Here is a 19,151-nt window from a genome sequence, read left to right on the forward strand (position 1 = left end):
TGAAACTACCGTACTGAGCGGCCGTGATCCCTATCGGTTGCCGGTCGGACGCGGTGAGCGAGCACACGCCGGTACGGACAGGGGTGGGACGTGCGGAACGACGCAGCGGAGCGAGGGGACGGAATGACTGTCACTGATGTCGGCGAGTTCGGCCTGATCGACCGGGTGACCGCCCGGCTGGCACAGGGACAGAGCTGCCTGCTCGGCCCCGGCGACGACGGCGCGGTGGTGGCGGCGCCGGACCGGCGGGTGGTCGCCTCGACCGACGTGCTGGTGGAGGGGCGGCACTTCCGCCGGGACTGGTCGTCGGCGCGGGACGTGGGACACCGGGCGGCGGCGGCCAACCTCGCCGACATCGCCGCCATGGGCGCCACCCCGACCGCGCTGCTCGTCGCGCTCTGCATGCCGGCCGAGCTGGACCCGGCCTGGGCCGAGGAGCTGGCCGACGGGCTGGGCGCGGAGGCGGCGCTCGTCGGCGCGAGCGTGGTCGGCGGGGACATGTCCGGCAGCCCGACGCTCACCATCGCGGTGACGGCGCTCGGCGACCTGGCCGGCCGCGCCCCGGTGGTCCGCTCCGGCGCCCGGTCCGGCGACGTGGTGGCGCTGGCCGGGCGTACCGGCTGGTCGGCGGCGGGCTACACCGTGCTCTCCCGGGGCTTCCGCACGCCCCGCCTGCTGGTCGAGGCGTTCCGCCGCCCCGAGGTGCCGTACGCCGCCGGACCGGCGGCAGCCGCCGCCGGGGCCACCGCCATGATCGACGTGTCGGACGGGCTGCTGGCCGACCTCGGGCACGTGGCGACCGCCAGCGGCGTGGCGATCGACCTGAGCCGCGAGGCGTTCGAGGTGCCCCGGCAGATGCGGGACGCGGCGCAGGCGCTCGGCGTCGACCCGTACACCTGGATCCTGGCCGGCGGCGAGGACCACGCGCTGGCGGCGACGTTCCCGGCGGACGCCGCGCTGCCCGACGGGTGGCGGCCGGTCGGGCGGGTGGCGGCCGGCGCCGGGGTCACCGTCGACGGCGCCGCCTACAGCGGCCCGCGCGGCTGGGACCACTTCCGCAGAGCGGAATAGCCGGCACAGCCGCCGCAGAGCGGAATAGCCGGCACAGCCGCGGCACGGCGGAGTGATCTGCGTCCGACCGCGGGCCGCCGGGCCGGGGCCGGGCCGGCGGCGGTCGTAACCTGGCACGGTGAGCGAGATCGAGATCCGGGAGCGGCGCTTCGACGCGCCCGAGTCGCAGGCGCTGATCCGGGCGGCGCTGGCCGACCTCGGCGCCCGGTACGGCGGCAGCGGCGACGAGACCCCCGTCGACGCGGCCGAGTTCACCCCGCCGGAGGGCGTGTTCCTCGTCGCCTACCTGGACGGGCGGCCGGTCGGCTGCGGCGGCTGGCGCAGCCACGGCGAGGACGGCGACACGGCCGAGCTGAAGCGGATGTACACCGACCCGGCGGCCCGGGGCCGGGGCGTGGCCCGCGCGGTGCTCGGCGCGGTCGAGCGGTCCGCCCGCGACCACGGCCGCAAGCGGATCGTGCTGGAGTGCGGCGACAAGCAACCCGAGGCGATCGCCATGTACACCTCGGCGGGCTACGAGCTGATCCCGAACTTCGGCTTCTACAAGGACGCCCCGGGCTGCCTGTCGTTCGGCCGTACCCTCTAGCCCACCGAGATGCGGATCGCCCCGGCGGCGCGACGCGCGGCGTCCGCCGCCTCGTCCGGGGTCGCGCCCCAGGCCATCAGGTGCCCGCTGCGGTGCGCCGAGGAGAGCAGCTCCGGCACTGTCTGACCGACCTTCGTCTCCACCTGCACGTCGAGCACGCCCGGCGCGCGCAGCGCGTCGCGCCTGCCGTCCACGGCGGTGACCCGGCCGGGCGGCGCGATCAGGAACTCGACCGCCGCCGCGCCGGTCGCCCGCGCCGGCAGCGCCAGGCGTTCACCGCGCAGGATCCGCAGGTACGCCTCGATGAACTCCCGCTCGTAGGCGATCGAGATGAGCGCCGGGATCATGTCGCCCGGCATCCGGGCCGCGCACTCCACCAGCGTCGGCACCCCGTCGGCGAGGATCCACTCGCTGTGCAGCACGCCGCTCCGGAAGCCGGACGCCTCGGCGAGGCGTACCGCGGCGGCGCGCAGCGCGTCACGCGCGTCGGCGGGCAGCGCGGACGGCACGGTGTGGCCGGTCTCGACCGGGTAGCGCCCGCCGGCGATCCGCTTGTCCGTGACGTTGGCGAAGACCACGTCGCCCTCGGCCACGAGCAGCTCCACGCTGTGCTCGGAGCCGACGAGCAGTTCCTCGACCAGCACACCGGTGGGCAGGCCGCGCTCGGTGGCCTCGTCCGGGTCGGGCGGGGCGGCGCTGGCCGCCCAGCGGGCCGGCACCTCGGCCGGGTCGGTGATCAGCTGCACGCCCAGGCTGCCGGAGCGGCGGGTGGGCTTGAGCACGCACCGGCCGCCGTGCGCCTGCGCGAACTCCATCGCCCGCGCCGGGTCGTCGACCAGCTCGTAGGCGGGGTTGGCCAGCCCGATCCGGTCGGCGAGCAGCCGCATCCGGTGCTTGTCGGAGAAGACGTCCGCGGCCTCCGCGCCGGCGCCGGGCAGCCCGAGCCGTTCGGCGAGCCGGGCGGCGGCCCCGACCGCGTACTCCAGGCCGGGCAGGACCAGCCGGGCGTCGGCCAGGGCGGGCTCGCGGGCGAGCAGGTCGTCGGGGTCGAAGCCGGTCTGGTACTCGGCGGCGACGAGGCGCCCGATCATCGGCAGCCGCTCGGCGAACCGGGCCAGGCCGCGGCGGGCGATCACGTCCGGCTCCTCGACGAGCACCACGGTGCCGGCCGGCAGGTGCTGGTCGAACCAGCTCAGTGAGCCGAACGACGCGCCCACGACCACCAGTTGCTCGCGACCCAGATCGAGGTCCACCGGTCACCCTCCCCACGGCTCGCGCCGGAAACCGGAAGGCCGGCGCAGCAGCACCCTAACCGGCTCGTACCAGTGGGTCGCCGTACGGTCGGTCAGGGGTGCGGCGCGGGTCGGTGGATACCGGGCGACGGGCCGCCGGGACACGACAGAAGCCGGCGGACCCCGAAGGGATCCGCCGGCGACCGACGATGTTCCGGTGGCGCTACCGCGTCAGGCGCGGGTGACCTTGCCGGCCTTGATGCACGAGGTGCAGACCTTCAACTTCTTGGTGTTGCCGCCACCGGCCGGGGTGCGCACCGACTGGATGTTCGGGTTCCAGCGGCGGTTGGTCCGCCGGTGCGAGTGGGACACGTTGTGGCCGAAGCCCGGCCCCTTGCCACAGACGTCGCACACGCTAGCCACGGGATACTCCTGGGATTGAAACGTTCATGAGGTCGCCGCCAGGCGCTGCCCGGGCAACCTGGTCAGGTTACCCGATGACAGTCGGTACGCCCAACCGGCCCTTTCGCGAGCCCACCCAGCGTACCGGCGTCCCGGCCGGGCCGTCGGCCGGGGCGGACACGCGGCGGCCGACCCCGGCGCGTGTCGGTGTGCGCCAGTAGGCTTCCCGACGTGCTGGAGACCCTCGACGCCGCAGCGGTACGCCGCTGGTGCGCGAGCGGGCTCACAGCCCTCCGCACCCACCAGGGCGAGATCGACGACCTCAACGTCTATCCGGTGCCCGACGGCGACACCGGCACCAACCTGGTGCTCACGCTCACCTCGGCCCAGCAGGCGCTGGCCATGGACCTCGGCACGCTCCCCGACGACGGGCACACCCCGCACGGGCACGCGCTGCGGCTGATGGCCCGGGGCGCGCTGCTCGGGGCGCGCGGCAACTCCGGCGTGATCCTCTCGCAGATCCTGCGCGGTCTCGCCGACACGCTCGCCGCCGTGCCCGCGGTGCGCGGGCGGCAGCTCGCCGACGCGCTGGCCGACGCCACCACCGCCGCGTACGCCGCGGTGGCCCGGCCGGTCGAGGGCACGCTGCTCAGCGTGGTGGCCGCCGCGGCGCACGCGGCCCGCCGGGCGGACAGCGACGACCTGCGCGCCGTGGCCCGGGCCGCGGCCGAGGCGGCGGCGCACGCGCTGGCGCGTACCCCCGAGCAGTTGCCGGAGCTGGCCCGCGCGGGCGTGGTCGACGCCGGCGGGCGCGGCCTGTGCCTGCTGCTGGACGCGCTGGTCGAGGTGATCACGGGGGAGAGCCCGGGGCAGCCGGTGCCCGCGCCACCCGCCCGCCGCGCGCCGGCCACGGCGGTGCGGGAGAGCGGTTCCGACGCGTACGCCTACGAGGTGCAGTATCTGCTCGAGGCAGGCGACGAGGCGGTGGCGCGGCTGCGTGCCGAACTGGACGCGCTCGGCGACTCCCTGGCGATCGTCGGCGACGGCGCCGGCACCTGGAACGTGCACGTGCACGTCAACGACATCGGGGCGGCGGTCGAGGCGGGCGTGGTCGCCGGCCGTCCGCACCGGATCAGCGTGACCCGCTTCGCCGACCAGGCCGCCCCGGCGCCGCAGGTGCCGCTGCCCGAGGGGCGGGCCGCCGTGGTGGTGGCCACCGGCGCGGGCATCGCGGAGCTGTTCGCCGCCGAGGGTGCCGTGGTGGTGCCCGCCAACCCGTCCACGGGTGAGCTGCTCGACGCGATCCGGGCCACCGGCGCCGCCCGGGTGGTGGTGCTGCCGAACGACCCGAACACGCAGTCGGTGGCGAGCGCGGCCGCCCGGGAGGCGCACGGCCTCGGCGTGAAGGTGAGCGTGGTGCCCACCCGCTCGCCGGTGCAGGCGCTCGCGGCGCTGGCCGTCCGCGATCCGAAGCGGCGGTTCGAGGACGACGTGATCGCGATGGCCGAGGCGGCCGGCGCCTGCCGGTACGCGGAGGTCTGCCACGCCGCCCGGGAGGCACTGACGGTCGCCGGGCCGGCCCGCCCGGGTGACGTGCTGGCCCTGGTCGAGGGCGAGGTGCACCTGATCGGGCAGGATCTGGTCGACACCTGCACCGCCGTGGTGGACCGGATGCTCGGCGGTGGCGGCGAACTGGTCACGCTGCTCTGCGGCGCTGACGCGCCCGCCGGGCTGGCCGACCGGGTCCGCGCGCATGTCGAGGGGGCCTGGCCGTTCGTCGAGGTGCAGGCGTACGAGGGCGGGCAGCCGCACTATCCGCTCCTGGTGGGGGTCGAATGACGAGTGAAGCGGCCACCGTGGACACGCCGCTGAAGAAGCTGGTCGGCGATCGCACCGCGAAGGCGCTGGCCGGGCACCTCGACCTGCACACCGCGGGCGACCTGATCTACCACTTCCCGCGCCGGTACGACGAACGCGGCGAGCACACCGACATCCGTTCGCTCGACGTGGGGGAGCAGGTCACGGTGCTGGCCCAGGTGCAGCGCACCGCGGTCCGCCCGATGCGTCAGCGGCGCGGCAACCTGCTGGAGGTGACCGTCGGCGACGGCTCCGGCGGCGTGCTCACCTGCACGTTCTTCGGCAACCAGGCGTGGCGGGAGCGGGAGCTGCGGCCGGGCCGGTGGGGGTTGTTCGCCGGCAAGGTGACCGAGTTCCGGGGGAAGCGCCAGCTCAACGGCCCGGAGTACGTCCTGCTCGGCGAGGGCGGCGAGGGCGAGGCGGCGGCGAACGAGGAGGTCGAGGAGTTCGCCGGGGCGCTGATCCCGGTCTACCCGGCCGCGGCGGCGGTGCCGACTTGGGTGATCGCCCGCTGCGTGCGCGTCGTGCTCGACACGTTCACCCCGCCCGAGGACCCGTTGCCGGCCACCGTGCGGGCCACCCGCAACCTGGCCGACATCGGCACCGCGCTGCGCGAGATCCACCGTCCGACCAGCAAGGAGGCGCTCTACCGGGCCCGCCGCCGGCTGAAGTGGGACGAGGCGTTCGCCGTGCAGCTCACGCTGGTGCAGCGCAAGCACCGGGCGGCGGCGTCGCCGGGGCGGGCCCGGCCGGCGAAGGCGGGCGGGCTGCTCGACGCGTTCGACGCCCGGCTGCCGTACGAGTTGACCTCCGGCCAGCAGGTCGTCGGGCGGGAGATCGCCGCCGACCTGGCCCGGGCGCACCCGATGCACCGGCTGCTCCAGGGCGAGGTGGGTTCCGGCAAGACGGTGGTCGCGCTGCGCGCCATGCTCCAGGTGGTCGACGCCGGTGGGCAGGCCGCGCTGCTGGCCCCGACCGAGGTGCTCGCCGCCCAGCACCACCGGGGCATCCTCGACCTGCTCGGCCCGCTCGGCCGGGCCGGTGAGCTGGGCGCCGCCGACGACGCCACGCGGGTGGAGCTGATCACCGGCTCGCTCGGCGCGGCGGCCCGGCGCCGGGCACTGGCCGAGGTGGCCGAGGGCCGCGCCGGCATCGTGCTCGGCACGCACGCCCTGCTCTACGAGGGCGTCGACTTCCACGACCTCGGCCTGGTGGTGGTGGACGAGCAGCACCGCTTCGGCGTGGAGCAGCGCGACGCGCTGCGCGCCAAGGCCGAGCAGCCGCCGCACGTGCTGGTGATGACCGCCACCCCGATCCCGCGCACCGTGGCGATGACCGTCTACGGCGATCTGGAGACCTCCACGCTGTCCCAGCTACCGCAGGGCCGCTCGCCGATCGCCTCGCACGTGGTCCCGGCCGCCGAGAAGCCGGCGTTCCTCGACCGGGCGTGGCGCCGGCTGCGCGAGGAGGTCGCCAAGGGCCACCAGGCGTACGTGGTGTGCCCGCGCATCGGTGAAGGGCCGGTGTCGGACGAGGAGGCGCCGCGGGAGGACGACAACGGCCGCCGGCCGCCGCTGGCGGTGACCGAGGTGGCGCCGCTGCTGGCCGAGGGGCCGCTGCACGGGCTGCGGATCGGGGTGCTGCACGGGCGGCTGCCGGCCGACGAGAAGGACGCGGTGATGCGCGCGTTCGCCGACGGCGAGCTGGACGTGCTCGTCGCGACCACTGTGGTCGAGGTCGGCGTGAACGTGCCGAACGCGACGGTGATGATCGTGCTGGACGCCGACCGGTTCGGCGTCTCCCAGCTCCACCAGTTGCGCGGCCGGGTCGGCCGGGGTTCGGCGGCCGGTCTCTGCCTGCTGGTCACCGAGGCAGCCGAGGGCTCGTCGGCGCGGGAGCGGCTGGACGCGGTCGCCTCCACCGCCGACGGGTTCAAGCTCGCCGAACTCGACCTGGAGCAGCGTCGCGAGGGTGACGTGCTCGGCGCGACCCAGTCCGGCCGGCGCTCGCACCTGCGGCTGCTGTCGTTGCTGCGCGACGCCGAGCTGATCCGCGACGCGCGGGCCGAGGCGATCGAACTGGTCGAGGACGACCCGGATCTGGCCCGGCACCCGGCGCTGGCGGCGTCGGTGGCCGCGCTCGTCGACGAGGAACGCGCCGAATACCTGGAGAAGGGCTGACGGCGGCCGGCGCGGTCGCGGGGCAGCGGCACGCACGTCGTGTGCCTAGGCTCGCGCAGATGTCGACACCATCACCCGAACGCGGTGTGCTGCTTCTGGCCCGAGGTGACGAGCTTCTGGTGGACCGGGTCGCCGGAGTCGCCGACGAGGCGTCCGGCCGGCGCTGCACCCCGGCGACGCGGTTCCAGATCGCCTCGATCAGCAAGCAGATGGCCGCAGTGGCGGTGCTGCTGCTCGCCGAGCGGGGAGCGGTGAGCCTGTCCGACCCGGTCACCCGGTGGCTGCCCGGCACGCCGCCGCCGCAGTGGTCCGGCATCACGCTGCACCACCTGCTCACCCACACGTCCGGCCTGGGCCACTGGGAGGACTACCCGGCGATCGACCTGCACGGGCCGGCCGAGCCGGACGACCTGCTCGACCGGTTCGCGGCGCTGCCGCCACTGTTCCGGCCCGGAACCGGGTGGCACTACAGCAGCCCCGGCTACGTGTTGCTGGCCCGGACCGTCGAGCGGGTGGCCGACCGGCCGTACGCCGATTTCCTCGCCGAGGAGGTCTTCGCGCCGCTGGGCATGACGGGCAGCTTCGCCGGTGCCGGCGACGGGCGGCCGGACGTGGCGACCGGACACGAGAGCGGCCGGCCGGTGCCGTCGTGGGACCTGGAGACCGTCAGCATGGGCGCGGGTGACGTCTGGTGCACCGGGGCGGACCTGCTCACCTGGCTCGACGTACCGCGCCGGGGCCGGCTGCTCGCCCCGGCCTCGGTGGCGGCGATGACCGCACCGCACGCGCCGACCGGGCGGCCCGACGAGGCGTACGGCTACGGGTTCTTCGTCGGCCCGCTGGCCGGCCGGCGGGCGCTGCACCACTCCGGGGACAACGGTGGCTACAAGGCGTTCGCCGCCTGGCTGCCCGGCTCCGACGAGCGGCTCGTCCTGCTGACCAACCAGGCCGAGGTCGATCCGGTCGCGATCACGTCTGTGCTCGACGCGGTCTGACCGCCGTACCCACGGCGAGGGCGCGCCGACCGGGTGGTCGACGCGCCCTCGGTGCGGATCAGCGAGATCGGCGGATCAGGCGGTGAAGCGGATCCGGCGGCGACGGGCCACCACGAACAGCACCGCGCCGGCGGCCAGCAGCAGCACCGCGCCACCGGCGACCGCGCCCACGGCCGGGCCGGTGACCGGCAGCCCGCCGCCCTGCCCGGAGCAGTCCCGCGGCGCGGTGTACGGAATGGTCTCGGACTCCTGGACCACGTCGTACTTCACGGTGACCGTGAGGCCCCGGTACGCCGCGAACTCGACCGAGCCGGACTTGCCCGGTTCGGAGACGAGCTTCCTGCTCTCGCCCTTCTCGGTGGTGAACGTGGCGGTGAAGGCGATGCCGTCGGCCGGGTTCTCCACGATGAAGGTCATCGAGTCGCAGTCCTGGTCCAGCTTGAAGACCGGTTCGGCGGGCTCGGCCGGCGGGGCGGACGGCGTCGGCGGGGTGGACGGGCTCGGCGGGACGGACGCCGACGGCGTCGGGGTCGGCGAGGCGGGCGTGCTCGGCGTGGGGGTGGGGCTCGACGGCGTACTGGGCGACGGTGACGGGCTCTGCGTCGCGCAGTCGCGACCCGGACGGGCCACCACCGTGCGCTGGCCGTCGTGCGACTTGCGGCCCCGCTCCCAGTGCGCGGCCACGGTCAGCTTCAGCTCCGGGATCGGGCCGGCGAACGTGTGGGTCTGGGTGCCGGTCAGCGGGCCCTGGCCGGCCGGCTTGAGTTCCGCGCCGACCGCCAGCCCGCCGCTGATCGGGCCGGGCACCGTGGATTCGACAGTGGTGATGCGGCCGGAGATGTCGGTCTCGCTGCTGATCACCGACCAGGTCACGGTGACGGTGCCGTTCTCGGCGGCGCAGTAGCTGCCGGACGGTTCGGGGTGGTGGGCGGCGGCCGGGCCGGCGACGGTGCCGACGCCCGCGAGGCCGAGCAGCGCGCCGGCGGTGAGGACGGCGGCACGCCGGAGGTGGAGACGGTTCACGCCTACTCCTGACGAGGGGAGGATGGGAGAGACCGGGCGGTGGGACCGGAGCCACGCGTCCGCTCGGCAATCGGGCCAGACCCTAGCGAGATCGACAGTGCGGGCGTCACCGTGATCGAAGGGTCGTAAAGGGTCCGTTATGTATTCGAGATCATTGATGTACGTCGAGTCACCGATCGTCGCGCCGGGTACGTCGTGCCCGCCTCGCGGCGTCGCGTAGCGTCGGGGCATGCGCAGGGAGCGACGGTGACCCGGATCGTGGCCGGCACGCTCGGCGGCCGGCGGATCGCCGCGCCACCGGGTGCCGGCACCCGGCCAACCTCCGACCGGGTCCGCGAGGCGCTGTTCAGCGCGGTGCACTCCCACGTCGACCTGGACGGGGCCCGTTTCGCCGACCTGTACGCGGGTTCCGGCGCGGTCGGTCTGGAGGCGCTGTCGCGGGGCGCGGCCCACGTGCTGCTCGTCGAGTCCGACGCGCGGGCCGCCCGGGTGATCCGGGAGAACATCGCCGCGCTGCGGGCCGCGCCGGCCGCCCGCCTGGTCACCGGCAAGGTCGCCGGCGTGCTGGCGGCCGGCCCCGACGGCGGGCCGTACGACGTGGTTTTCGCCGATCCGCCGTACGCGGTGCCGGACGCCGAGATCACCGCGATGCTGGCGGCGCTGGTCGACGGCGGGTGGCTCGCCCCGGACGCCCTGGTGGTCGTCGAGCGGTCCAGCCGTACCGGACCGGTCACGTGGGTGGAAGGTGTCACTCCGGAGCGCAGCAGACGTTACGGCGAGACCACTCTTTGGTACGGTCGCCGATCATGAGACGTGCGGTGTGCCCAGGCTCGTTCGACCCGGTCACCAACGGACACCTCGACATCATCGGCCGGGCCAGCCGGCTGTTCGACGAGGTGATCGTCGGAGTGCTGGTCAACCAGTCGAAGCAGGGCCTGTTCACGGTCGAGGAGCGGATCGACATGCTCCACGAGGTCACCGCCTCGTACGACAACGTCCGGGTGGAGTCGTTCCGCGGCCTGCTCGTCGACTTCTGCCGCGCGCAGCAGGCGAGTGTGCTGATCAAGGGCCTGCGTGCGGTGAGCGACTTCGACTACGAGCTGCAGATGGCCCAGATGAACATCGGCCTGGCCGGCGTGGAGACGCTGTTCATGCCGACCAACCCGCTCTACTCGTTCATCTCGTCCAGCCTGATCAAGGACGTGGCGAAGTGGGGCGGCGACATCTCCGCCCACGTCCCCGACCTGGTCCGCGAGCAGCTCTCTGCCCGCCTCCGCCCCTGACCCTCCGCCGGGGGTGGGCGACGCGCCGGGTGGGGCGGGTGGGGTGCTTGTGGCTCGGGCGCGACATGATGTCTGCAGCGCCGGGACCGGGCGCGAGGCCGCATGATGGAGGGCGGCCGACGAAGACAGGAGTGAGGTACCGGTGGACCCGCTCGATCGCATCGACGAAATGATCGCCATGGTGGAGCAGGCCCGCTCCGTCCCGATGTCGCGCAACAACTGCATGGTCGACCGCGGCGAGATGATCGCCGCGCTCGACGAGCTGCGCGCGGAGCTTCCCGCCGACCTGCGCCGGGCCGCGGCGCTGCTGGAGGAGCGGGACAAGATCATGGAGGCCGGCAAGCGCGAGGCCGACCGGATCATCAGCGAGGGTGAGGCGGAACACGCCCGGCTCGTCTCGGTCAACGAGATCACCGTCTCGGCCGAGCACGAGGGCGCCCGGATCATCGCCGAGGCGCGGGCCGAGGCGCAGCGCCTCCGCGAGGAGGTGGACGACTACGTCGACACCGCGCTGGCGAACTTCGAGCAGTTCCTCACCCGGGCGCTGGCCTCGATAGAGCGCGGCCGGGACAAGATGCACGCGCTGCGGGAGATCGGCACCTTCGCCGGGGACGAGGCGGACCGCCCGCTACCCTTCTGAGCGGCGCGCGGGCCGGTCGCCGACAGCCGGCTGCCGTCGCGCCGGAGGCGAACCCCCGGTTCGACGGTCCGCCCACCTGGCAGGTAACCTTCTTTGTCGGCCTCTCAACGGCCGGAGTCTGACTATGCCCAAACACTCGCCGAGCACACTCAACCCCAGGTCGCCGCTGGTCCTCGACACGAGGGAACTGCCGCGCCGACCTGGCGCGTTGCGTACGCACAAGCGGGTCGTGCCGGCACCGGCGGACCTCGGCGTGGAGTTGATCGGCGTGCCGGAGGGCGCGGACCTCGACCTCGACCTGAGGTTGGAGTCGGTGTCCGAGGGCGTACTCGTCTCCGGGACCGTCACCGGTCCCGTCAAGGGCGAGTGCGGCCGCTGCCTGCGCGAGATCGACGACTCGTTGGCCGTGACGATCCAGGAGCTGTACGCGTACGAGAACAGCACCACGGACGACACGACCGAGGAGGACGAGGTGGGCCGGATGCAGGGCGATCTGATCGACCTGGAACCGGCGTTGCGGGACGCGGTGGTGCTGGCGCTGCCGACGAACCCGCTCTGCCGGGAGGACTGCCCAGGCCTGTGCCCCGAGTGTGGGGTGCACTGGGACGATCTGCCGGCCGACCACAGCCATCAGCAGGTCGACCCGCGTTGGGCGAGCCTGACGCAACTGACCCGTACAGAGGAGTAAGAACCGTGGCCGTCCCCAAGCGCAAGATGTCGCGCAGCAACACCCGCGCCCGCCGGGCGAACTGGAAGGCCTCGGCGGTGGCGACCGTGGCCTGCCCGCAGTGCAAGTCGGCCAAGCTGCCGCACGCCGCCTGCTCCGTCTGCGGCACCTACAACGGCCGTCAGGTCCTCGACGTCTGATCCGGCCGCCGAGTGACGTCCCCGACCACCGGTCGGGTGACGCGCGCACCAAGGCTCTCGCCCGGTGCCCCGGCTCCCGCCACCGCCGACCGGCTCATGGTCGGCGGACCGTCGGAGCCGGGCACCGCGCGGATCGCCGTCGACCTCCTCGGCGGGGACGATGCTCCCGCCGTCGTGGTTGACGGCGCTCTGCGAGCGGTACGCACGGATCCCGCCCTGCACCTGATGCTCGTCGGCCCGATCGAGGTGGCCGACGCGCTGATCGGTGCGCTCGACCCGGCCCAGCGCGCCCGGGTCACGGTCCGCCCGGTGCGGACCGTCGTCGGCATGGCCGACCATCCCACCGCCGCCCGCGGCGAGAGCACGGTACGCACCGCCGTGCAGGCCGTCCGCGACGGACTCGCCGACGCGGTCGTCTCCGCCGGTTCGACCGGCGCCACTGTCACCGCCGCCGCGCTCGGCCTCGGCCGCTGGACCGGGATACGCCGTCCCGCGCTCGCCGCCACGCTGCCCGCCGTCGAGGGGCCGGTGGTGCTGCTCGACGTGGGCGGCACGCTCGAACCCGGCCCGGCCACGCTGGCCCGGCACGCCCTCCTCGGCGCCGCCTACGCGTCGGTGGCCCACGCCGTCACCGCACCCCGCGTCGGACTGCTCTCCGTCGGCCTCGAGACGGGCAAGGGCGACCGGTTGCGCCGCGTCGCCGCGCCCGCGCTCGCCGCCGCGCCGCTGCCCTGCGACGGCCGCTACGTCGGCCTGGTCGAGGGGTACGACATCTCGCTCGGCGCCCGCGCCGACGTCGTGGTGACCGACGGCTTCACCGGAAACGTCCTGCTCAAGGCCATCGAGGGCGCGTACGCCATGGCCGGCGGCCCACCCGCACGCGGCGGCGCCCCGCGCGCCGCGGCTCTGCTCGGGGTCGGCGGCACCGTGGTCGTGTGCCACGGCGCGGCCGGCTCCGAGGACGTCGCCTCCGGTATCGCGCTCGCCGCCCACCTGTGGCGCCGTGACGCCGCCGGGACGGTCCGTTCCCTGCTCGCCGACATCCCGCACGATCTCGCACCTGACCGACACGACACCGAGGTAGCACCATGACCAACGACAAGCGGCGGCGTGCTCCCGTCGGCCACCTGGAGGCGGCCTTCGGGGTGTCGCTCGACCCGGACCTGCTGGAACGCGCGCTGACCCACCGTTCGTACGCGTACGAGAACGGCGGCCTGCCCACGAACGAGCGGCTGGAGTTCCTGGGCGACTCGGTTCTCGGCGTGGTGATCACCACAGCGCTGTTCCACAACCACCCCGACCTGCCCGAGGGGCAGCTGGCGAAGCTGCGCGCCAGCGTCGTCAACATGCGGGCGCTCGCCGACGTGGCGCGTGGCCTGGGCCCGGACGGGCTGGGCGCGTACCTGCTGCTCGGCAAGGGCGAGGAGGCGACCGGCGGACGGGACAAGGCGAGCATCCTGGCCGACACGCTGGAGGCGCTGCTCGGCGCGATCTACCTCCAGTACGGCCTGGACACCGCGGCCATCGTCATCCACCGGCTGTTCGACCCGCTGATGGCCGAGTCGGCGGGCCGGGGCGCGGCGCTGGACTGGAAGACCAGCCTCCAGGAGCTGACCGCCGCGCTCGGACTGGGCGTGCCCGAGTACCGGATCGAGGGCACCGGGCCGGACCACCTCAAGACGTTCACCGCCTGGGTGGTGGTGGCCGGCAACCGCTACGGCGGCGCGGAGGGACGCAGCAAGAAGGAGGCCGAGCAGCGCGCGGCCGAGTCGGCCTGGCGGACGCTCACCGAGCAGGCCGAGGCGGAGGCGCAGGCCGAGGCGGACGCGGAGGCGCAGGCCCGGCACGAGTCGCAGGCCCGCGACGACACGACCGACGTCGAGGCGGGCGCCGGCCGTGCCTGAGCTGCCCGAGGTCGAGACCGTCCGGCTGGGACTCGCCCAGTGGGTGATCGGCCGGCGGATCGCCGCCGTCGAGGTGCGGCACCCGCGGGCGGTACGCCGGCACGCGCCTGGTGGCGCGCACTTCGCCGACGTGCTCGCCGGCCGGACGGTCACCGGTGTGCGGCGCCGGGGCAAGTACCTCTGGCTGCCGCTGGACAGCGGCGACGCGGTGATCGGCCACCTCGGCATGTCCGGCCAGCTGCTGCTGCAGCCGGTCGGCGCGGCTGACGAACTGCACCTGCGGGTCCGGTTCCGGTTCGCCGACGACGGGCCGGAGCTGCGCTTCGTCGATCAGCGCACGTTCGGCGGGCTGTCCGTCTCCGAAGGCGGGGCGGAGTTGCCCGCCGAGATCGCCCACATCGCCCGCGATCCGATGGACCCGGAGTTCTCCGACGAGGCGTTCGTGGCGGCGCTGCGGCGCAAACGTACGGAGATCAAACGCGCGCTGCTCGACCAGACGCTGATCTCCGGGGTGGGCAACATCTACGCCGACGAGGCACTGTGGCGGGCGAAGCTGCACGGCGCCCGGCCGGCCGACGCGCTGACCCGCCCGGCCGCGCTGCGGCTGCTCGGGCACGTGCGGGACGTGCTCGCCGAGGCGATCAAGCAGGGCGGCACCAGCTTCGACGAGCTGTACGTGAACGTCAACGGCGAGAGCGGCTACTTCGACCGGTCGCTGAACGCGTACGGCCGGGAGGGTGAGCCCTGCCCGCGCTGCGGCGCGCCGATCCGGCGGGAGGCGTTCATGAACCGGTCCTCCTACAGTTGCCCGCGATGCCAGCCGCGGCCCCGGGGCACCCTCCGGGGATGACCCCGAGCCGATTCGGGGTTGCGCCGGTGTGCATCGCCCGACGGTCCCCGGAGACGCGCCGGAGCGTACCCGGAGATGCCCTTTTCCGCCCGGTCCGCGCGGCCGGTTCCGGCCGTGCGGACCTCGCCGGGCGGATCGGGGACGAGCGGGGGCCGTTCCCCGATGTCGGGGCCCCGCCTGCTGCCTAGCGTCATCTGGGGTCGGCACAGGGCCGGCATCAGGAGGGTGGAACCCGGGACATGGGCAGGCGACCGGTGACCGTGCGGCTGGCACGGTGGAGTGCGGAGCATCCGTGGCGCGCGATCGCGTTGTGGGTGGTCTTCGTGGCGGTGTGTTTCGTGGGCGGCAGCGCCGCCGGGCTGAACGAGGCCACCGACGAGGATCAGGCGATCGGCGAGTTCGGACGGGCGCAGCTGATCGTCGACAGTGGCGGGTTCGACCGGCCGGCGACCGAGAACGTGCTGATCACCGCCCGCTCGGGTGCGCTCGACCAGGCCGCCGCGAAGGCCGCGGCGCAGGACGCGGCGGACCGGCTGCGGCAGGTCGACGGCGTGGCCTCGATCGGTACGCCGATGCCGTCGCGCGACGGCACCGCGCTGCTGGTGCCGATCACCATGTCCGGCGACCCGGGCACCGCCGGGGACCGGGTGCAGCCGCTGCGGGACACCACCGCGAAGGTGCAGGACGCGCACCCGCAGCTGCGGGTGGAGCAGGTCGGCGGTCCGTCGATCGACAAGGCGCTCGACGACACGCTCGGCAAGGACTTCAAGCGCGCCGAGCTGCTCAGCCTCCCGGTGACGCTGGCGATCCTGATCATCGCGTTCGGCGCGCTGATCGCCGCCGGGGTGCCGGTGCTGCTGGCGCTCTCCTCGGTGGCCGCCGCGATGGGTCTCTCCACACTCGCCTCGCACCTGGTGCCGGCCACCGACACCACGGCGAGCGTCATCCTGCTGATCGGCATGGCGGTCGGGGTGGACTACTCGCTGTTCTACGTGCGGCGGGAGCGGGAGGAACGGGCGAAGGGCCGATCCGGCCTGGACGCGGTGGAGATCGCCGCGGAGACCTCCGGGCACGCCGTGGTGGTCTCCGGGACCGCTGTGATCATCTCGATGGGCGGTCTGCTGCTCGCCCAGGACGCGATCTTCTCCTCGCTGGCGGTCGGCTCGATCCTGGTGGTGGCGGTCGCCGTGATCGGCTCCCTGACCGTGCTGCCGGCACTGCTGGCGAAGCTCGGCCGCTGGGTGGACCGGCCGCGGGTGCCGCTGCTGTGGCGCCTCACCGCGCCGCGCACCGGGCGGGACGGGCAGCCGGCCCGGCCCCGGTTCTGGCCGGCGGTGCTCAAGCCGGCGCTGCGCGCGCCGGTGGCCACGCTGCTGATCTCGGTCGCGCTGCTGCTCGCGCTGGCCGCACCCGCGCTCGGCATGAAGCTGAAGTTCCCCGGCGCGGAGGACGTGCCGCGCACCACGCCGGCCATGCAGGCGTACGACCGGCTCACCACGGCCTTCCCGAGCAACGGCACCAGCCACACCGTCGCCGTGCGCGCGCCCGCCGAGCAGGCCGACCGGGTGCGGGCCGCGCTCACCGACCTGGCCGGCCGCACCGCCGCCGACCCACTCTTCGCGCCGGCCGAGGGGGACGGCCCGGAGATCCAGGTGTCGGCGGACCGGCGGGTGTCGGTGCTCGAGGTGGCCACACCGCACGCCAGCCGCTCCGACGAGGCGTCCCGGTCGCTGCACGAGCTGCGCGAGGACCTGGTCCCGGCCACGCTCGGCGGGATCCCGGGCGTGGAGTTCGCGGTCGGCGGCGGCGTGGCCGCCAGCGAGGACTACGCCGCCCACATCTGGGCGAAGCTGCCGATCGTCGCGGCGTTCGTGCTGGCGCTGACGTTCCTGGTGATGGCGTGGACGTTCCGGTCGGTGGTGGTGGCGCTGACCTCGATCATGCTCAACCTGCTCTCCGCCGGCGCCGCGTACGGGCTGCTGGTGCTGGTCTTCCAGAGCACCTGGGCGGAAGGGCTGCTCGGCTTCACCTCGATGGACGCGATCGTCACCTGGCTGCCGCTGTTCCTGTTCGTGGTCCTCTTCGGACTGTCCATGGACTACCACGTCTTCGTGGTCAGCCGGATCCGCGAGGCGGTCGACCGGGGCATGCCCAACCGGGAGGCGGTGGCGCACGGCATCACCTCCTCGGCCGGTGTGGTGACCAGCGCGGCGGTGGTGATGGTGGCGGTGTTCTCCATCTTCGCCACGCTCAGCATGATCGACTTCAAGCAGCTCGGCATCGGCCTGGCGGCGGCGATCCTGCTGGACGCCACGATCATCCGGGCGGTCGTGCTGCCCTCGGTGATGACGCTGCTGGGCGACGCGAACTGGTGGGCGCCGCGCTTCATGCGCCGCCGCCGGCCTGTCCCTGCGGTCGAGCCGCCGCCCGCCCCGGCACCAGAGCTGGCCGTCGTGCCTTGACACCCGGTCCAGCCTGTGCCGGCGGCGGAGACGGCATCCACTATTGAGCGATATACCTGAGAGTCATAACTATGACTCTCAGGTATATCGCTTTCCGTGCATCTCTTCAGTCATGGCGTCACCTAGAGTGTCGGCGCCGTCGTGGAGTGTCGACCCGGCTAGCCGGGATTAACCCACCGGGCGCCGGGGCATGTGGGCGGCCATGGACGAAGAGCTATCGCCGGCGGCCCGTCGTGCCCCGGCCTCCGCATCCCCCCGGAGGGCGTCGTGAGCACCGACGCCGCCACCGGCACCGTACGGACCAACGTCCCGGCCCGCCTCGACCGGCTGCCGTGGTCCCGCTGGCACTGGATGATCGTCATCGGTCTGGGCACCGTCTGGATCCTCGACGGGCTCGAGGTGACGATCGTCGGCAACCTCTCCGGCACGCTCGCCGAGCCCGGCAGCGGCCTGGACATCACCCAGAGCCAGGTCACCGGCCTGGCCGCCGCGCTCTACGTGGCGGGCGCCTGCACCGGAGCGCTCCTGTTCGGGTGGCTCACCGACCGGTTCGGCCGCAAGAAGCTGTTCCTGCTGACGCTCGGGCTGTACCTGGTCGCCACCGCGCTCACCGCGCTGTCGTTCGACACCTGGTGGTTCTTCCTGTTCCGGTTCCTCACCGGCATGGGCATCGGCGGTGAGTACGCCGCCATCAACTCGGCGATCGACGAGCTGATCCCGGCCCGCCACCGCGGTCGCATCGACATCATCATCAACGGCACCTTCTGGCTCGGCGCGGCGCTCGGCGCGCTGCTGACCGTACCGCTGCTCAACGGCCTCCCGACGAACCTCGGCTGGCGGGTGGCGTTCGGCCTGGGCGCGGTGCTCGGCGTGGTGATCCTGCTGGTCCGCCGGCACGTACCGGAGAGCCCACGGTGGCTGTTCATCCACGGCCACGCCGACGAGGCCAACCGCCTCGTGGACTCGGTCGAGGCCGAGGTGAGACGGGAGACCGGCAACGACCTCGCCGAGGCGGACAACTACATCGAGATCCGGCAGCGGAAGAGCACGAACTTCCTGGAGATCGCCCGGACGCTGTTCCGCCGCTACCCGAAACGGGCCACGCTGGGCTTCGCGCTCTTCATCGGCCAGGCGTTCCTCTACAACGCGATCACGTTCGGGTTCGCCCAGATCCTGGAGACGTTCTTCGACGTCCCGCCGGGCAACAGCGGCTACTACTTCGCGGTGATCGCGGTCGGCAACCTGCTCGGCCCGCTGCTGCTGGGCCGGCTGTTCGACACCGTGGGCCGGGTGCCGATGATCGCCGGGTCGTACATCGGCTCGGGCGTGCTGCTGCTCGGCACCGCCTGGCTGTTCCACTCCGGCGTGCTGAGCGCGGTGACCATGACCGCCTGCTGGTGCGCGGTGCTGTTCTTCGCCTCGGCGGGCGCGAGCGCCGCGTACCTGACGGTCAGCGAGATCTTCCCGATGGAGACCCGGGCCATGGCGATCGCGTTCTTCTACGCGATCGGCACCGCCGCCGGTGGCATCACCGGCCCGCTGCTCTTCGCCAAGCTGGTCGGCAGCGGTGAGGTCGGTCAGACGGTGCTGGCGTTCGCCATCGGCGCCACCGTCATGATCATCGGTGGGCTGGTGGAGCTGACGCTCGGCGTCAAGGCCGAGGGCAGGTCGCTGGAGGACCTGGCCACTCCGCTGAGCGCGGAACACGCGGGGGTGCCGTCGCCGCGCGGCGGGGAGGCCACCACCCCGGCCACCGGCGCGCCCACCGGCTGAGCCCGTACCCCGGCGCCCCCGCTTGC

At 73.8% G+C, this 19,151-nt stretch carries 18 protein-coding genes; 15 read left to right on the forward strand and 3 right to left on the reverse strand.

The genetic code is table 11. The features are described from left to right. The first annotated feature begins 123 nt into the window (after nucleotides 1–123). Both ACQP26_RS06890 and ACQP26_RS06895 read left to right on the forward strand, forming a co-directional pair. Nucleotides 124–1,071, forward strand: coding sequence for a thiamine-phosphate kinase (locus ACQP26_RS06890; protein WP_269701546.1), 948 nt, complete (start codon nucleotides 124–126; stop codon nucleotides 1,069–1,071). Nucleotides 1,072–1,189: 118 nt separating this feature from the next. Beyond that, complete coding sequence (locus ACQP26_RS06895) at nucleotides 1,190–1,657, forward strand: GNAT family N-acetyltransferase (protein ID WP_269701545.1); 468 nt, start codon at nucleotides 1,190–1,192, stop codon at nucleotides 1,655–1,657. On the opposite strand, the gene ACQP26_RS06900 is transcribed toward ACQP26_RS06895, so the two are convergent. Beyond that, a complete protein-coding gene (locus ACQP26_RS06900; protein WP_433495240.1) occupies nucleotides 1,654–2,910 on the reverse strand; it encodes an ATP-grasp domain-containing protein in 1,257 nt (418 codons plus the stop codon). The genes ACQP26_RS06895 and ACQP26_RS06900 overlap by 4 nt on opposite strands. 210 nt (nucleotides 2,911–3,120) lie before the next feature. After that, entirely contained in the window at nucleotides 3,121–3,312 is a 192-nt protein-coding gene (rpmB, locus tag ACQP26_RS06905) for a 50S ribosomal protein L28 (protein WP_011905179.1), read from the reverse strand. A gap of 210 nt (nucleotides 3,313–3,522) precedes the next feature. On the opposite strand from rpmB, the gene ACQP26_RS06910 reads away from it, so the two are divergent. Genes ACQP26_RS06910 through ACQP26_RS06920 form a run of 3 tightly spaced genes read left to right on the forward strand, consistent with a single transcriptional unit; the run spans nucleotide 3,523 to nucleotide 8,323 of the window. Next, nucleotides 3,523–5,130, forward strand: coding sequence for a DAK2 domain-containing protein (locus tag ACQP26_RS06910; RefSeq protein WP_433495241.1), 1,608 nt, complete (start codon nucleotides 3,523–3,525; stop codon nucleotides 5,128–5,130). Beyond that, entirely contained in the window at nucleotides 5,127–7,328 is a 2,202-nt protein-coding gene (gene recG / locus ACQP26_RS06915; protein WP_433495242.1) for an ATP-dependent DNA helicase RecG, read from the forward strand. The genes ACQP26_RS06910 and recG overlap by 4 nt, the downstream gene beginning before the upstream one ends. 59 nt (nucleotides 7,329–7,387) lie before the next feature. Beyond that, complete coding sequence (locus ACQP26_RS06920) at nucleotides 7,388–8,323, forward strand: serine hydrolase domain-containing protein (RefSeq protein WP_281578776.1); 936 nt, start codon at nucleotides 7,388–7,390, stop codon at nucleotides 8,321–8,323. A gap of 75 nt (nucleotides 8,324–8,398) precedes the next feature. Here ACQP26_RS06920 and ACQP26_RS06925 read toward each other — a convergent pair whose 3' ends face one another. After that, the gene (locus ACQP26_RS06925) at nucleotides 8,399–9,346 is read right to left on the reverse strand and encodes a cell wall anchor protein (protein ID WP_433495243.1); all 948 of its coding nucleotides are present in this window, start codon (nucleotides 9,344–9,346) and stop codon (nucleotides 8,399–8,401) included. A 246-nt stretch (nucleotides 9,347–9,592) separates the two neighbouring features. On the opposite strand from ACQP26_RS06925, the gene rsmD reads away from it, so the two are divergent. From rsmD to ACQP26_RS06975, 10 genes are all read left to right on the forward strand, one after another. Then, complete coding sequence (gene rsmD, locus ACQP26_RS06930) at nucleotides 9,593–10,156, forward strand: 16S rRNA (guanine(966)-N(2))-methyltransferase RsmD (RefSeq protein ID WP_433495244.1); 564 nt, start codon at nucleotides 9,593–9,595, stop codon at nucleotides 10,154–10,156. Further along, a complete protein-coding gene (gene coaD, locus ACQP26_RS06935; protein WP_269701535.1) occupies nucleotides 10,153–10,629 on the forward strand; it encodes a pantetheine-phosphate adenylyltransferase in 477 nt (158 codons plus the stop codon). Before rsmD ends, coaD begins: the two co-directional genes overlap by 4 nt. Before the next feature lie 142 nt (nucleotides 10,630–10,771). Continuing rightward, nucleotides 10,772–11,269, forward strand: coding sequence for a hypothetical protein (locus tag ACQP26_RS06940; protein WP_269701534.1), 498 nt, complete (start codon nucleotides 10,772–10,774; stop codon nucleotides 11,267–11,269). Nucleotides 11,270–11,393: 124 nt separating this feature from the next. Then, a complete protein-coding gene (locus ACQP26_RS06945; protein WP_135243737.1) occupies nucleotides 11,394–11,957 on the forward strand; it encodes a YceD family protein in 564 nt (187 codons plus the stop codon). Between the two features lie 5 nt (nucleotides 11,958–11,962). After that, on the forward strand, nucleotides 11,963–12,136 hold the full coding sequence (gene rpmF, locus ACQP26_RS06950) for a 50S ribosomal protein L32 (RefSeq protein ID WP_269701532.1): 174 nt from the start codon (nucleotides 11,963–11,965) through the stop codon (nucleotides 12,134–12,136). A 96-nt stretch (nucleotides 12,137–12,232) separates the two neighbouring features. Then, nucleotides 12,233–13,228 (forward strand): phosphate acyltransferase PlsX, encoded by a 996-nt coding sequence (locus tag ACQP26_RS06955; RefSeq protein WP_269706901.1) that lies wholly within the window; start codon nucleotides 12,233–12,235, stop codon nucleotides 13,226–13,228. Next, entirely contained in the window at nucleotides 13,225–14,040 is an 816-nt protein-coding gene (gene rnc, locus ACQP26_RS06960) for a ribonuclease III (RefSeq protein ID WP_269701530.1), read from the forward strand. The genes ACQP26_RS06955 and rnc overlap by 4 nt, the downstream gene beginning before the upstream one ends. Continuing rightward, the gene (gene mutM / locus ACQP26_RS06965) at nucleotides 14,033–14,890 is read left to right on the forward strand and encodes a bifunctional DNA-formamidopyrimidine glycosylase/DNA-(apurinic or apyrimidinic site) lyase (protein ID WP_281578773.1); all 858 of its coding nucleotides are present in this window, start codon (nucleotides 14,033–14,035) and stop codon (nucleotides 14,888–14,890) included. The genes rnc and mutM overlap by 8 nt, the downstream gene beginning before the upstream one ends. A gap of 239 nt (nucleotides 14,891–15,129) precedes the next feature. Beyond that, nucleotides 15,130–17,352, forward strand: a complete 2,223-nt coding sequence (locus ACQP26_RS06970; RefSeq protein ID WP_433495245.1) for an MMPL family transporter — start codon at nucleotides 15,130–15,132, stop codon at nucleotides 17,350–17,352. Nucleotides 17,353–17,619: 267 nt separating this feature from the next. Next, nucleotides 17,620–19,125 (forward strand): MFS transporter, encoded by a 1,506-nt coding sequence (locus ACQP26_RS06975; RefSeq protein ID WP_433495246.1) that lies wholly within the window; start codon nucleotides 17,620–17,622, stop codon nucleotides 19,123–19,125. The last annotated feature ends 26 nt before the right edge of the window (nucleotides 19,126–19,151 follow it).

The organism is Micromonospora sp. CA-248089 (assembly GCF_050948515.1).
Lineage (GTDB): Bacteria > Actinomycetota > Actinomycetes > Mycobacteriales > Micromonosporaceae > Micromonospora.